We start from the raw sequence: 14021 nt of genomic DNA on the forward strand, positions 1-14021 counted from the left end.
CCTAAATATAATGATGACTGGAAAATCACTTTTCTAACGGAAATGGCCCGGTACGACGCACAGTCGTTAAATAGGAATTAAAAATTTCTCTCACGGCTTTTAAGGCAGGTACATCTTCCGGCAACCGTATCAAGGGTATGCCGCGGTTATCGTAATCAAAAATTTGACTGTCCACGGGCACCGTGCCCGCCAGTTTTAGGCCGTAACCGTCAATGGCCTCTTTTATGTCCTGGGTAAGACCGCTTTCGGGGACTCTATTTACAATAAGGTAAAGGTCTTTAACATCCAGATCGAGCTCTTCTATGAGGTCTTTGACTCTTGCGGCAGCATCTATTCCCCTTCTGGAGCACTCGCTCACAGCAAACATTAAATCCACTTTTTTTGTGGTGCGGCGGCTGAGATGCTCAAGGCCTGCCTCGTTATCGATCACCATAAATTTGTAACTGTCCGATAACCTGTCGGTGGCTTCTCTTAATAAGCCGTTGGCAAAGCAGTAACACCCCAAGCCCTCGGGCCTCCCCATGACCAGCAGGTCAAAACCGTGGCCTTCGATGACCGCCTGCTGAAGTTTCAGGTTGATATATTCCGCCTTTGTCATGCCGCTGGGAAGTTTGCCATCCCGGTTTTTTATGCTCACTTCTTCCCTTATTTCACCAAGTGTGGTCACTACTTCCATGCCCAGAACCTGGTTTAAATTGGAATTGGGATCGGCATCCACTGCCAGGACCGGTGTCATTTTGTTTTTTACCAGGTAATCCACCAGGAATCCCGCAATGGTGGTCTTACCCGTGCCTCCCTTGCCTGCCATTGCTATTGTATAGGCCATTGTAACCGCCTCCATGAAGTTGATGCCTTCATATTTTGTGAATTGCATCGCCATTTACGTCCTTTAACGCCTCCATTACCGCCTCGGAGAGGGTCGGATGTGAATGAATCGCTGCACTCAATTCTTCTGCCGTAAGGCCGTATTTTATGCCTGCCACCAGTTCCTGGATGAGGTCCGTGGCATGGGGGCCCAGTATGGATGCTCCCAATATCTTTCCGGTTATTTCATCAGCTATCACTTTTACCTTTCCGGTCAGCTGCCCCATAGCCTGGGCTTTTCCAAGGCCCCTGAAGTCAAATACGCCTTTTTTAATTCTGTATCCCCGGGCCAGGGCTTCTTCTTCGGTAAGGCCCACTCCGGCTACCTCCGGGTCTGTGAATACACCTCGCGGTACGGCAGAGTAATCCATACTGCACTTATTTCCCATGATGTTTTCCACAGCACATTCCGCCTCGGCGGAGGCAATATGTGCCAACTGTGGGCCCGGAACCACGTCTCCTACTGCATAGATGCTGTCTATATTGGTCTTCATAAATTCATCCACAGGAATTCTTCCGTTTTCTACCCTGACTCCCGCCTGTTCGAGGCCTAACCCCTGAATGTTGGCTTTTCTGCCAATGGCCACCAGCATAATTTCCGCTTCGATGACCTCGCCGCTGTGGAGAGTTGCCTTCACTCCATTATCGATTATTTCGGCTTTAACTATCTTTGTACTGAGCATCAGTTTAATCTTTTTTCTCTTAAGCACCTTTTCCATTTCACGGCCGATTTCTTTATCTTCCAGGGGTAAGGCATGGTCCATCATTTCCACCACGGTAATGCTGGTGCCCAGATTGTTAAAGAACATGCCGAATTCACATCCTATGACTCCGGCTCCCACTATGATCATGCTGGAAGGTAAAAGCCTGAGGTTCAAGGCTTCATCGCTGGTAAGCACCCTCTTTCCATCATAGGGAAAGATGGGGATCCGGGCGGGAGAGGAACCGGTGGCAACTACTATGGCATCGGCTTTCAGCGTTTCGGATGAACCGTCGCCTTTTAACACCGTAACCTCGTTTTTATCAGTTATCCTGCCTGTTCCTTTTATCATTTTCACATTGTTTTTTTCAAAGAGGAATTCTATACCTCTGACCAGCCTATCCACTATCTTATCTTTTCTGTCCATCATGGCACCGATATCCGGGGATACCCTGCCATCGATATGAATTCCGAATTCTTCTGCTTCTTTGATAGCAGTAAGAACATCGCTGGAAGCAAGAAGCGCCTTGGTGGGAATACATCCCCGGTTAAGGCATGTACCACCTACTCTGTCATTTTCCACGACGGTGACATCGGCACCCAGCTTTGCAGCCCTTATGGCCCCCACATATCCGCCGGGTCCCGCTCCTATAAATACAATCTTTTTTGCCATGGTAAACCTCCTGCCAAAACTTTATGCTGCACTATCCAGATCGCACATTTCCAACAGTGCCGGGACATTTTCCTCGGCACCTATGGCCATGATGTGGATACCGTCGCACAGTTTTTGCTGCCTTACTTCATTTATAAATTCGGCAGCTATTTTTAAGCCTTCCTTCACTCTATCCTGAGATTTCCTGAGCCTTTCGATGATCTCATCTGGCACGAATATGCCTGGCACGTTTTTGTTCATGTAATTGGCCATTCCCGGGGATTTCAAGGGAATCACTCCTACCAATATTTTGGCATCTATATCCCCCATCGCAGTTATAAATTTTTTAAAAAGTTCTATATCGAATACCGCCTGGGTTTGAAAGAATCGGGCTCCGACCTGGATTTTTTTCTTCATCTTTAACAACTGAAGTTCCATGGGGTCGTAAACCGGTGTGACACTGGCCCCCAGGTAAAAATCCGGTGTCCCCGCAAGGTCGTTTCCCGCCAGGTCTTTGCCACCCATGAGGGTTCTGGCTACCTGAAGGATATTGACGGAATCCATCTCAAAAACTCCCTTGGCCTGAGGGTTGTCACCAAAGGAAGGGTGGTCTCCTGTTAATGCCAGTACATTTTTGATTCCAAGGGCGCTGGCTGAAAGCAGTTCCCCCTGGATGGCAATGCGGTTTCTATCCCTGCCGGTTATCTGCATCACCGGCTCAAGGCCTTCTTCCACCAGGATTGCAGCCGCACCCAGGGAAGAAGCCCGGACAACCGCGCTCTGAAAATCTGTGACATTTACCGCATCAACCATGCCCTTAACTGCCAGGGCACATTCTTTAAATCTTTTAAAATCTGTCCCCTTGGGCGGAGCCATTTCCGTGGTAACGGCAAAGCCGCCACTTTCAAGCTTTTGTTTAAGACCCATAGTTCTTCCTCCCATCCAACTATTTACCCACCGTTACCCTCCTGGGATTTGAAGCTTTGCTGTAATCCTTGGGGCTTTTTATTTCCATGAACTGATCGAGCTCATTTAATTCCTTCAATCTCTTGTATATCAGGACCCATGCACAGTCGTTTTCGGGATTGACCTCGCACTTGCCGTTTCTTGAACCGCCGCAAGGGCCGTTTAAAAGACTCTTGGCGCAGCGGGTTATGGGGCAGATGCCGGCGGTCCAGCCCAGCTCACACTGGCCGCAGGCCCGGCATGCCTCGCTGAAATGCCCTATCCTCTCCACTTCCCCTATGAACATGGTGTCATTGGCGGGATATACCGGAACATTTACCAGGCCGGCCACAGTCTGGGCTCCATCGCCGCAGGCCATGCACAGTATGGCATCCGATGAATCCAATACCTGTTTTTGTTTTTTTAGGGTGGCCCGGGCTTGAAGTTTGTTACACGATGGGTCCAGTACTGCATATCCCGTGACCTGCTTGCCTTCCTCCAGGAGTTTTTGTTCCATGGCCAGAATCTCTTTTTCGCCGCCGGTCATGCAGGAGGTGGCACAGAGGCTGCAGCCCGTTATGAATATGTTTTTTTTGCCTTCTAAAAACTGAAGTATTTCCGAAAACGGTTTTGGCTGTGTTATGACCATTTAAATATCCCTCTTTTTCAGGAACCCTCTACAGGTTCTTTTGTATTTTACAGGCATCTATCACATGCTTTGCCAGAATGGTGGAGGTAACTGCGCCTACACCTCCCGGCACCGGTGTAATCATGCCGGCCACCTGACTTATTTCATCAAAATCCACATCGCCGCACATCCTGCCGTTTTCATCGAAGTTTATGCCCACATCGATGACCACGGCACCTTCTTTTACCATATTTCTTTTGACCATTTTGGCCTTACCTGCAGCTGCTATCAATATCTCCGCCCTGCCGGCCTCTTCGGCAAGATTTAAAGTCTTAGTATGGCACACGGTAATGGTGGCATTTTCCTTAAGAAGCATCATGGCCAGAGGTCTTCCCACCACCATGCTCCTGCCTATGATTACAGCCTTCTTGCCCCTGGGGTCTATGCCATAATGATGCAATATTTCCATTACCGCCGAAGGGGTACACGGAGCAAAGCCCCCTTCCTCGCCACTCATGACTTTGCTCAAATTTACAGGGCTGAAGCAGTCCACATCTTTAGCCGGGTATATTTCGTATTTGACCACATTTTCAGAAATCTGGGGAGGTAACGGCCTCATTATCATGATGCCGTTTACTTTCTCATCGTCATTGAGCTTCTGTATGACATCCACGAACTTGTCCTGGCCCAAGTCTTTCGGGAGCTCTCTAACATTACACTCGATGCCTATCTCACTGCATCTTTTGACAGCCCCCTTAATATAGGCGGCAGAATCCGGCCGATCACCAACTATAACAATGGTAAGATTGGGAGTGATATTCTTTTTATGGAATTCTTCCATTTCTTGCTTGAGCCTTTGCTTTAAGGCATCTGCCACTTCTTTGCCCTTTAAAATTTTTTCCACTTTAAAGCCTCCCTTTTTCAAACTTTTGGTGACTATTCGGCAGTGCAGCTTATACTTTTAGTTTTTGTTCAACTATCTTGTTCGTTTCGTCGGCTATTTCAATACTCTGTTTTACCAGAAGTTCCATTTCTTCAGATGTCTTTTTTACAAAATCCTTATCAGTAATTCCGTTTAAATTTATAAGCACATTCAGTCTGCCGCTCAAAAGCGCAGCCTTTAAACAATATGTTCCCACTCCCACATCGCTTATGGCCAGTTTAGAACCGATATCCGCCAGCCTTCTCTGCAACTTAATGGCCTCGCTGGCACTTTTCATAATGTCAAGGGGCACGGAGCATGCCTTTTTCAAGGCCTTCTGCATGGCTTCTTCTTTTTGCTTTTTCTGTTCTTCAGTCTCTTTCGGCATCTTATATGCGGCAGCAACGTCTTTAAACACCTCCGCATCTTCATCTACCAGTTTCAGGAGATGGTCCTGAAGGTTCCTGGCCTTTTCCATTATTTCATAAACTTCTTTTTCCGCATCTTTATATTTTTCTTTGCCCACGGTGAGGTTTCCCACCATATTCCCCAGGGCCATGCCAACTGCTCCCATCAGAGCGGCCGCCCCTCCACCGCCGGGCACCGGCTCTTTGGATGCCAGCACTTCAATAAATTCTTCACATGATTTTTTTATTAACATATACCCACCTCTTTCCGGGGTTGATTACTTAGAACAAGCCGGTTATGCGGCCGTTTGCATCTACATCTATGTTTTCTGCCGCAGGTTTTTTGGGAAGTCCCGGCATGGTCATTATCTCGCCGGTGAGAGCCACCACAAAGCCTGCTCCTGCGGAGAGCTTTACATTTCTCACATTTATCTTAAACCCGGTTGGTCTACCAAGTTTAGAAGGATCATCGCTGAGAGAATACTGAGTTTTTGCTATGCATACCGGAAGGTTTTTAAACCCGAGGTTTTCAAGATTCCTGATTTCTTTCATGGCAGCCGGCGCAAATTCTACCCCGTCGGCACCATATATTTCCCTGGCAATAGTTTCTATTTTTTCTGCGATACCAATTTTAAGATTATAGACTGGTTTGTATTTGTTTTCACCCTCATCGATGAGGCGCAGAACTTCTTTTGCCAGTTCAATACCGCCGTCTCGGCCTTTGGCCCAGACTTCGGACAGCACCGATTTTACACCATAGCGGCCGCATTCTTCTTCGATGAGTTTGAGCTCCTTTTCCGTATCCATCGGGAACCGGTTGATGGCCACTACTGCCGGCAGACCAAATTTTACCGTAATGTTCTCCACATGCTTTAAAAGATTAGGTACGCCTTTCTTCAATGCTTCAAGATTCTCCACATTCAGGTCTTCTTTTTTGACCCCGCCATTATATTTTAAGGCTCTGACCGTGGCTACAATGACTACCGCATCAGGCTTTATTCCGGCAGCTCTGCATTTTATGTCCAGGAATTTTTCTGCCCCCAGGTCTGCGCCGAAGCCTGCCTCGGTGACCACATAATCTGCGAGTTTCAAGGCCATCTTTGTGGCCATTATGCTGTTGCAGCCATGGGCTATATTGGCAAAGGGGCCGCCGTGTACAAAGGCGGGAGTACCCTCCAGAGTCTGGACCAGGTTGGGCTTTAAGGCATCCTTGAGTAGAGCAGCCATGGCCCCCTGGGCCTTCAGGTCTCCTGCTGTAACGGGTTTGCCATCGCAAGTATAGCCTACGATGATCCTGGCCAGCCTATTTTTTAAGTCTTCCAGGTCCTTGGCCAGGCAGAATATGGCCATGACCTCCGATGCCACGGTTATGTCATATCCATCCTCCCTGGGTGTTCCATTGGCCTTTCCTCCAAGGCCGTCTACGATGAATCGGAGCTGTCTGTCATTCATGTCCACACATCTCTTCCAGGTAATGCGGCGCGGGTCAATGCCCAGTTGATTCCCCTGATATATGTGGTTGTCTATCATGGCTGCCAGGAGATTATTGGCAGCACCGATGGCGTGAAAGTCGCCGGTAAAGTGAAGGTTTATGTCTTCCATGGGAATTACCTGAGCATATCCTCCGCCTGCCGCCCCGCCCTTTATTCCGAAGACCGGCCCCAGTGAAGGTTCTCTCAGGGCTATGGCGACCTTTTTCCCGAGCTTTTTGAGGGCATCTCCCAGACCTACGGTGGTGGTAGTCTTGCCTTCTCCGGCGGGTGTGGGGTTTATGGCGGTGGTCAAAACGAGCTTTCCATCCTTTTTGTCCCCATATTTTTTTAGCAGGTTATAATCCACCTTGGCCTTATACTTACCGTAGTATTCGATATCATCTTCCGTAAGGCCCAGTTTGCCAGCAATATCCCGGATGTGTTCCGGTTGTGCTTCCTGTGCGATTTCAATATCGCTTTTGTAGTTCATAAAAAGTTCCCCCTTAAGTATAATTTGATTCCAGCGCAAAAGTCGCTTTCGGTGGTTGTGACGGCCCGGCACCTCTGCTCATCCACATGTTCTTAATCTCGACTCCAGCTCTTCTTTTATTTTTTTTATCTCACGGACCTTTTTACTGCTCTGCTCATAAGGTGAAACTCCCAACCTATCGGCACAAACGACATCCTCATCATATGACATGAATCCCAGTACCGGTATCTCGCCGCAGGAACCTATTATGAAATCTTTTTCTTCCTGGTTCTTTATTTTGTTGCCCACGGCGAATACCGTCTCAACGCCAATGTCACTTGCAAGCTTTTTTACGGCCTTTAGCGTTTGGATGCTTCTTTTTCCAGGCTCCACTACTACTACAAAGGCATCTACCGTCTGGGCGGTGGCCCTCCCCAAGTGTTCTATCCCAGCTTCCATATCTAATATCAAAATTTCATTGGTGCTGAGCAGTAAATGGCTCATGAGGGCTTTTAAAAAGGCGTGTTCCGGGCAAATGCACCCCATACCACCTTCTTTTACCGTGCCCATTACCAGAAGTTTCACCCCATTATGGGTTACGCAGTATTTTTCAGGAATATCGTCAACTCTGGGATTTAATTTGAACATCTGACCGATGACACCGGGGATCGCCTCGGTCCTTTGAGCTATCAAGTCCTTCATCTCTGAAAGGGGCACAATCCTATCTACCACTTTATCTGGAAATCCAAGGGCTGATGCCAGGTTGGAATCGGGGTCTGCATCCACAGCCAGCACTTTGTAGCCACCTGCTGCATATATTCTCGCAAGGATTCCTGCCAGCGTAGTTTTGCCCACGCCGCCCTTGCCGGTAACGGCAATCTTCATGAAACCACATCCTTTTAGATAACCCAGACTCACTCCAGACAAATTCAAGCTCCATAATGATGAGTGTATTAAATTTGTAGTGCTTTCCTTTTATTTTCAATATGATTTATTATCTTCCCGGCGGCTTTTAAGGCGTCTGGCTCTATATCAAATCTTCCTCCATAAATATCTTCCATATCGGAAGTCAGATATTTGGTAAGATTTTCAGAACCGGTAACTTGTGGCGATACTCCCAGCACTACGTAAATCCCCGATGCTACGGCATATGTCCCTATGGACAGTGCTTTTTCAGACATCCACTCGGGAGCCGCAGCAGCTATCGGAAGATCTTTAATATCCACATCCATGTAATTTGCCACCATGGAAACTAGATGTAATATCCTGCTTATATCAACGCAAGAACCCATGTGGAGCACCGGCGGTATTTTTAAAAGCCCACAGGCGGTGGCAAGACCTTTGCCGGCAAGCTTTACGGCATCATCGCTCATGAGGCCGGCTTTTATACAGGCATGGGCACCGCATCCGGTGGTCACCACGAGAACATCATTTTTTATAAGTTCTCTGGCAAGTTCCACATGACACTTATCATAAGGCACCCGATGGTTATTGCATCCCACTATGGCTGCTGCGCCCCGCACTACACCAGACTTTATGGCATCGACAAGGGGTTTGACTGTGCCCGAAGGATGTGCAAAGGTGTTCGTCACACCATCCAGTGTTTTAATAATGGCTTCCACACTGTAGCCTACTTTGCCCTTTGATTTTTCTTTAGGTATGAGCAAATTGCCGGTCCTGTTTTTGAAATTTATGACAGCTTCCTGAACGATTTTTTTAGCACACTCTATGGATTTTATTTCATCAAATTCTATATGAATGGCTCCGGGTATTTTAGCTTTGCAAGATGTGGTTATGAGTTTGGTATGATAGCATTTTGCTAATTGTGATAGGGATGGCATGATGCACTGCACGTCCACCACCATGGCCTCCACTGCCCCTGTCACTATAGCCAGTTCCTGTTGAAAGAAATTGCCTGCCATGGGAATGCCGTGCCTCATGGATATTTCATTGCCTGTGCAACACATGCCCACAAGGTTTATACTTTCAGCCCCTTGTTTTTTCGCCATTTCGATCATCTCAGGGTCATTTACCGCGATGACCATGGCTTCCGATAGTGTGGGTTCATGACCGTGAATCACTATGTTAACGGAGTCTTCTTTTAAGACTCCCAGGTTTGCTTCAACTTCATGGGGTGCGGGGGTCCCGAACAATATGTCCGAAAGCTCAGTGCCTATCATGGAGCCTCCCCAGCCATCGCTCAAGGCAGCCCTCACCGCTGCATTCATTATGTTTCTATAATCTGCATCACAACCCATATGAGTCGAATGAAGCACCTCTACTATCTCTCTGTCAATAGCCCGGGGGACTACATTCATACTTTCCCATATATCCTTTCTCTTTTTGGGAGCCCTTTCAACGAACCGGAGATGACCAAAAGGCTTCCCGAATTCATCTAGAGCCGTTTTTGCAACCTTTGCCACTAGATTTTCGGTATCGTCATCGCAACTTTTTATTCCCCATTCTTCAGCCAGTAACTTCAGTTTTTCTTTATCTTTTATCGGTCTTTTTTGCTTTACGAAATTTAACAGAGCTTCAGCAATATCCCTTCCATGGTCGGAATGGGCTGCGGAACCCGCTGCAATGGACCTGGCAAGATTCCTGGCGGCCATGGTATCTTCCGTGGCACCGCATACACCTTTTTTAGGACCATCAGGGGATATCTTCACTATGCGGCAGGGCCCCATGGAACAGTTGGTGCAGCAAACTCCCATCTCCCCGAAACCACACTGGGGCTGCATGGCCAGGGCTCTACCCCAAACCGTTTCCACCTTATCGTCTTTTGCTTTTTTTAGGAGTAGATTTAAAGCTTGCTCACAGCCGTTACACTGTTTATTATCTTGCATCAAAATCACCCTTTATTTGGAATTATACGGCTTTTACTTTCAAGGCTTTGGTAGGACAGGCCCTGGCGCAAAGAGGTTCATCGGATTCAGCGCATCTGTCACACAGTGTCGGAAAAGGTCCCAGCACTATGGCTCCGAAGGGGCATGCCTCCTTGCAAAGTCCGCATCCGGTGCACGTTAAATAATTAACTTTCACCGTGCCATTTTCTTCTTTTGACAGAGACTTTGTAGGGCAACTGTCTATGCATTTTGGATTTTGACATAACTTGCATTGTTCCAGTTTGATCTTTCCGCTTACCTTTTTTATTCTTATACGAGAAATTTTATTTTCTTTTATGGCGCCTATGATACTATTGACCCTGGAGTGGGCCGCTGCGCATGCAAGTTCACAGGTCTTGCACCCCAGGCATAGATCCCTGTCAAAGGAAATCTTCACCATAAAATCACTTCCTTATATATAATGTATTCCTCCATGTTATTATTTTCACAATCTCTGTTTCGATAATACTACTTTGTTATTTTTTTGTCAATATAGCTTAAAAAAATAATGATGATTTTCATTTTTTACCATCTAATGTAGATGCTGAACCGTACGTTGTATGCAATAGATGGTGGGACATTTCACCCAGTGGCTTACCCAGGAAATCTTCATATATGAGCTTTATCTGGGGATTGTCATTAGATTTCCTTTTAGCAAGGCCCAGTTCATAATAGTAAATGGATTTCATGCGTTCTTTTATGACCTTATCCCTCACTGATTTTTTGGGGATGTTGGGTTGCCCTCCTCCACCTATACAGCCTTCGGGGCATGTCATGACCTCAATGAAATGATAGTTAAGCCTGCCTCCCCTGAGGCTGTCCAGTAAAGGCTTTATTTTTTCAAGGCCGTGCACTACAGCTACTTTTAATTTTATTCCTCCGGCTTCCACTTCGGCTTCTCTAAAACTGGATATTCCCCTTACATCATAGAAGGATAACTTTTTGAGAGGTTTTCCATCTAGCACTTCACAGGCTGTACGAAGGGCAGCTTCCATGACACCACCGGTGGCTCCGAAAATGACGCCGGCTCCGGTATACTCCCCAAAGGGTGTATCGAAATCCTCTTCTACAAGCTGTGATATGTCTATATGCTTCTTTCGGAGCAATTCCGCAAGGTCTCGGGTAGTGAGGACCGCATCCACATTTTTATATCCGTCACATATCATCTCGGGCCTTGTTATCTCATATTTCTTGGCGGTACAGGGCATGACAGATACCATGTATATCCTGGCTGGATTAATGCCCTCCTTTTTAGCTATATATGATTTCACCACGGCTCCAAACATCTGCTGGGGGGATTTACAGGTAGAAAGGTATCCAAGAAGGTCAGGATAATTTTTTTCCATGTAGAGCACCCAGGCCGGGCAGCAGGAGGTAAACATGGGGAAGGTGCCTCCATCTTTTACGCGCTTCAAGAGTTCATGTCCTTCTTCCATGATGGTGAGATCGGCAGCAAAACAGGTATCATAAACTCTATCAAACCCCAGTTTTCTTAGGGCAGCCGCCATCCTGCCCGGCACGATGGAGCCGGAATCCATGCCGAATTCCTCGCCCAGGGTTACTCTTACGGCAGGTGCACCTTGCACCACTGTTATGGTATTCTTATCCTCTACAGCTTTTTGTACTTCTTCAATACAATTTATATCTTTTGCTGCCCGGGCAGGACATGTCACCACACATTGGCCGCAGTTGACGCATTTTTTTGTATCTATGAAATGAGGAATAAGCGGTTCTCCGGTGCAGGCATTTACCTTGCAAACCTGGGAACACAGGGTGCATCCTTTGCAATTTTGTTCATCAATATTTACTACTTGCATGAACGGCCCTCCTCCCTGGAAAGCTTTACGGCACATAATTTAAGCTGGGGCGTCTTGGCCTTTGGGTCTACATCATCGGTGGTCAGGTAATTGGGAGCGGCTTCCGCAAAGTGAAAAGGCATGAAGGCAACCCCTTTTCTGATCTTTTCTGTGACCCTGGCTTTTACTCTGACTTTTCCCCTTTTAGATTCCACTATGATAGATTCCCCGTCCGTTATGGAAAGTTTTTGGGCATCTTCAGGATTTATCTCTATAAAGGCTTCGGGACATTTCCTCATCAGAAAATCCACTTTTCGGGTCATAGTGCCTGAATGGTAATGGTATAACACCCTGCCGGTGGTAAGGGCTATGGGGTACTCCTTACAAGATTCTTCTACTGGAGGCGTATACTTTACAGGAATAAACTTGCCCTTTCCCCTGGCAAAACCATGTTCGTGTAGAAATATGGTACCGGGATGGTCCTTGTTGGGACACGGTACCTGAATACCACCTTTTTCCAGCCTTTCATAGCTTATGCCGCCGTACATGGGGGTAAGGGAGGCTATCTCATCCATTATCTGAGATGGATGATCATAAGACATAGGATATCCCATGTATGCTGAAAGCTCTGCTATTATTTTCCAGTCTGCTTTGGATTGGCCCACAGGTTCTATAGCCTTTCTCACCAGCTGGACCCTGCGTTCAGTATTTGTAAAAGTACCGTCTTTTTCCGCAAAAGATGCGGCCGGCAGCACCACATGGGCATATCGGGCGGTCTCGGTGAAAAACAAATCCTGCACCACCAGAAATTCTATGTTTTCCAGAAACTTAAATAGATGGTTTAAATTGGGCTCTGTAACTGCGGGGTTTTCTCCTATAATATACATGCCCCTGATCTTCCCAGCCATTTCCGATACCGTGAGGCCGGGCTTTTCGGGCAGCTTGACATTCCACACGCTGCTGAACTTTTCTCTGGCGGCCGCATCCGTCACCTTCTGGTAACCGCTGAGGCAATCCGGCAGGGCTCCCATGTCACAGGCCCCCTGCACATTGTTCTGGCCCCGGAGTGGATTTACCCCCGATGCCCTTTTGCCTACATTTCCGGTGAGCATAGCCAGATTGGCCAGGGATATAACATTGAAGGTGCCGGTCACATACTGGGTTATACCCATGCAATAGAGGATAGAAGACCTCTCGGCCTCGGCGTAAGTCCTGGCGGCCCTGCGGATGTCCTCCCTGCTCACTCCGGTTATACTCTCCGCCCACTCTGGAGTACACTCTTTTACAGCTTGCTTTACCGCCTCGAAATTCTCGGTGCGGTCTCTTATGAATTCTTCATCATAAGCCCCGTCCTCTATTATGACATTCATCATAGAGTTGATGAGGGCAAGGTCGGACCCAGGCTTGTTGTTTATATGGATAAAAGCCCTCTCGGCAATGTAAGTCTTTCTAGGGTCGGCCACAATCAATCGGGCTCCCCTTCTTACAGCCTCCATGACTTTGGAGGCCACCATCGGATGTTGCTCGGCGGTATTTGAACCGATTATAAAAATCACATCGGCTTCGGAAATTTCTCCTATAGAATTGGTCATCGCACCACTACCAAATGCCATGGCAAGACCTGCCACAGTGCAGGCGTGTCAGAGGCGGGCGCAGTGGTCTATATTGTTGGTGCCGATGACGGCCCTGGCAAACTTGGAAACCAGGAAATTTTCCTCATTGGTAGCCCTGGCGGAGCTCAAGATACCAAAGGCATCCGGGCCGCTTTCCCTCTTTATCTGTAAAAACTTCTGGGATATAAGACTGAGAGCCTCGTGCCAGCTGGCCTCCCTGAAGCGGCCATTTTCCCGGATAAGAGGGATCTTCAGCCTCTCGGGTGAATGGACAAACTCATGGGCCAGCATCCCCTTTATGCAGAGCACCCCGTCGTTAATGGCATTTTCCGTGGCCGGGGATGTCCTCACCACTCTGCCATCCTTCACATGAAGATTAATATTGCAGCCACAACCGCAGTAAGGGCATACGGTCCTTATGTATTCAGTCAATGGTTTCACCTCCCGAACATTCTTGTTCCGCAACTTTTACAGCTTTTACAGGGCAGCATCGAAAGCACAGGGAGCACTCCATACACGCCTTCTGGTCTATCGTGTAATACTCCCTTTCTCCTCTGACTTCTGCTATAGATTCATAGGGGCACAGATTGAAACATGATCCGCAGCCAATACAATCTGCTTTTTTAATGATGAAGGGCATTTCCCACCCTCCTGAACATTGTTATTTT

The 14021-nt window shown here is 47.5% G+C and carries 13 protein-coding genes; all 13 read right to left on the reverse strand.

Translation table 11 applies throughout. From position 1 onward, the window contains the following. Positions 1-25: 25 nt before the first annotated feature. Positions 26-826 (reverse strand): ATP-binding protein, encoded by an 801-nt coding sequence (locus D2962_RS12375; protein ID WP_122015788.1) that lies wholly within the window; start codon positions 824-826, stop codon positions 26-28. 28 nt (positions 827-854) lie between these two features. Next, the gene (gene lpdA, locus D2962_RS12380; RefSeq protein ID WP_122015141.1) at positions 855-2237 is read right to left on the reverse strand and encodes a dihydrolipoyl dehydrogenase; all 1383 of its coding nucleotides are present in this window, start codon (positions 2235-2237) and stop codon (positions 855-857) included. Between the two features lie 21 nt (positions 2238-2258). Then, complete coding sequence (locus D2962_RS12385) at positions 2259-3143, reverse strand: methylenetetrahydrofolate reductase (RefSeq protein WP_122015142.1); 885 nt, start codon at positions 3141-3143, stop codon at positions 2259-2261. A gap of 19 nt (positions 3144-3162) precedes the next feature. After that, positions 3163-3810: a methylenetetrahydrofolate reductase C-terminal domain-containing protein gene (locus D2962_RS12390; protein WP_122015143.1), complete on the reverse strand. Its 648-nt coding sequence runs from the start codon at positions 3808-3810 to the stop codon at positions 3163-3165. A 28-nt stretch (positions 3811-3838) separates the two neighbouring features. After that, a complete protein-coding gene (locus tag D2962_RS12395) occupies positions 3839-4693 on the reverse strand; it encodes a bifunctional 5,10-methylenetetrahydrofolate dehydrogenase/5,10-methenyltetrahydrofolate cyclohydrolase (RefSeq protein WP_122015144.1) in 855 nt (284 codons plus the stop codon). A gap of 49 nt (positions 4694-4742) precedes the next feature. After that, positions 4743-5372 (reverse strand): cyclodeaminase/cyclohydrolase family protein, encoded by a 630-nt coding sequence (locus tag D2962_RS12400; RefSeq protein WP_120768030.1) that lies wholly within the window; start codon positions 5370-5372, stop codon positions 4743-4745. Positions 5373-5400: 28 nt separating this feature from the next. Beyond that, the gene (locus tag D2962_RS12405) at positions 5401-7080 is read right to left on the reverse strand and encodes a formate--tetrahydrofolate ligase (RefSeq protein ID WP_122015145.1); all 1680 of its coding nucleotides are present in this window, start codon (positions 7078-7080) and stop codon (positions 5401-5403) included. 78 nt (positions 7081-7158) lie between these two features. Then, the gene (locus tag D2962_RS12410) at positions 7159-7944 is read right to left on the reverse strand and encodes an ATP-binding protein (protein ID WP_120769024.1); all 786 of its coding nucleotides are present in this window, start codon (positions 7942-7944) and stop codon (positions 7159-7161) included. Positions 7945-8012: 68 nt separating this feature from the next. After that, positions 8013-9905: an anaerobic carbon-monoxide dehydrogenase catalytic subunit gene (cooS, locus tag D2962_RS12415; protein ID WP_122015146.1), complete on the reverse strand. Its 1893-nt coding sequence runs from the start codon at positions 9903-9905 to the stop codon at positions 8013-8015. Between the two features lie 22 nt (positions 9906-9927). Further along, the gene (locus D2962_RS12420; RefSeq protein WP_120768739.1) at positions 9928-10344 is read right to left on the reverse strand and encodes a 4Fe-4S binding protein; all 417 of its coding nucleotides are present in this window, start codon (positions 10342-10344) and stop codon (positions 9928-9930) included. Positions 10345-10462: 118 nt separating this feature from the next. Then, positions 10463-11761: a [FeFe] hydrogenase, group A gene (locus tag D2962_RS12425; RefSeq protein WP_122015147.1), complete on the reverse strand. Its 1299-nt coding sequence runs from the start codon at positions 11759-11761 to the stop codon at positions 10463-10465. After that, positions 11752-13794, reverse strand: a complete 2043-nt coding sequence (gene fdhF, locus D2962_RS12430; protein WP_281273792.1) for a formate dehydrogenase subunit alpha — start codon at positions 13792-13794, stop codon at positions 11752-11754. Before fdhF ends, D2962_RS12425 begins: the two co-directional genes overlap by 10 nt. Next, on the reverse strand, positions 13778-13993 hold the full coding sequence (locus D2962_RS12435; protein WP_120768733.1) for a 4Fe-4S dicluster-binding protein: 216 nt from the start codon (positions 13991-13993) through the stop codon (positions 13778-13780). Before D2962_RS12435 ends, fdhF begins: the two co-directional genes overlap by 17 nt. Between the last annotated feature and the right edge of the window lie 28 nt (positions 13994-14021).

It is taken from the genome of Biomaibacter acetigenes, assembly GCF_003691585.1.
In the GTDB taxonomy this organism is placed as follows: domain Bacteria; phylum Bacillota; class Thermosediminibacteria; order Thermosediminibacterales; family Tepidanaerobacteraceae; genus Biomaibacter; species Biomaibacter acetigenes.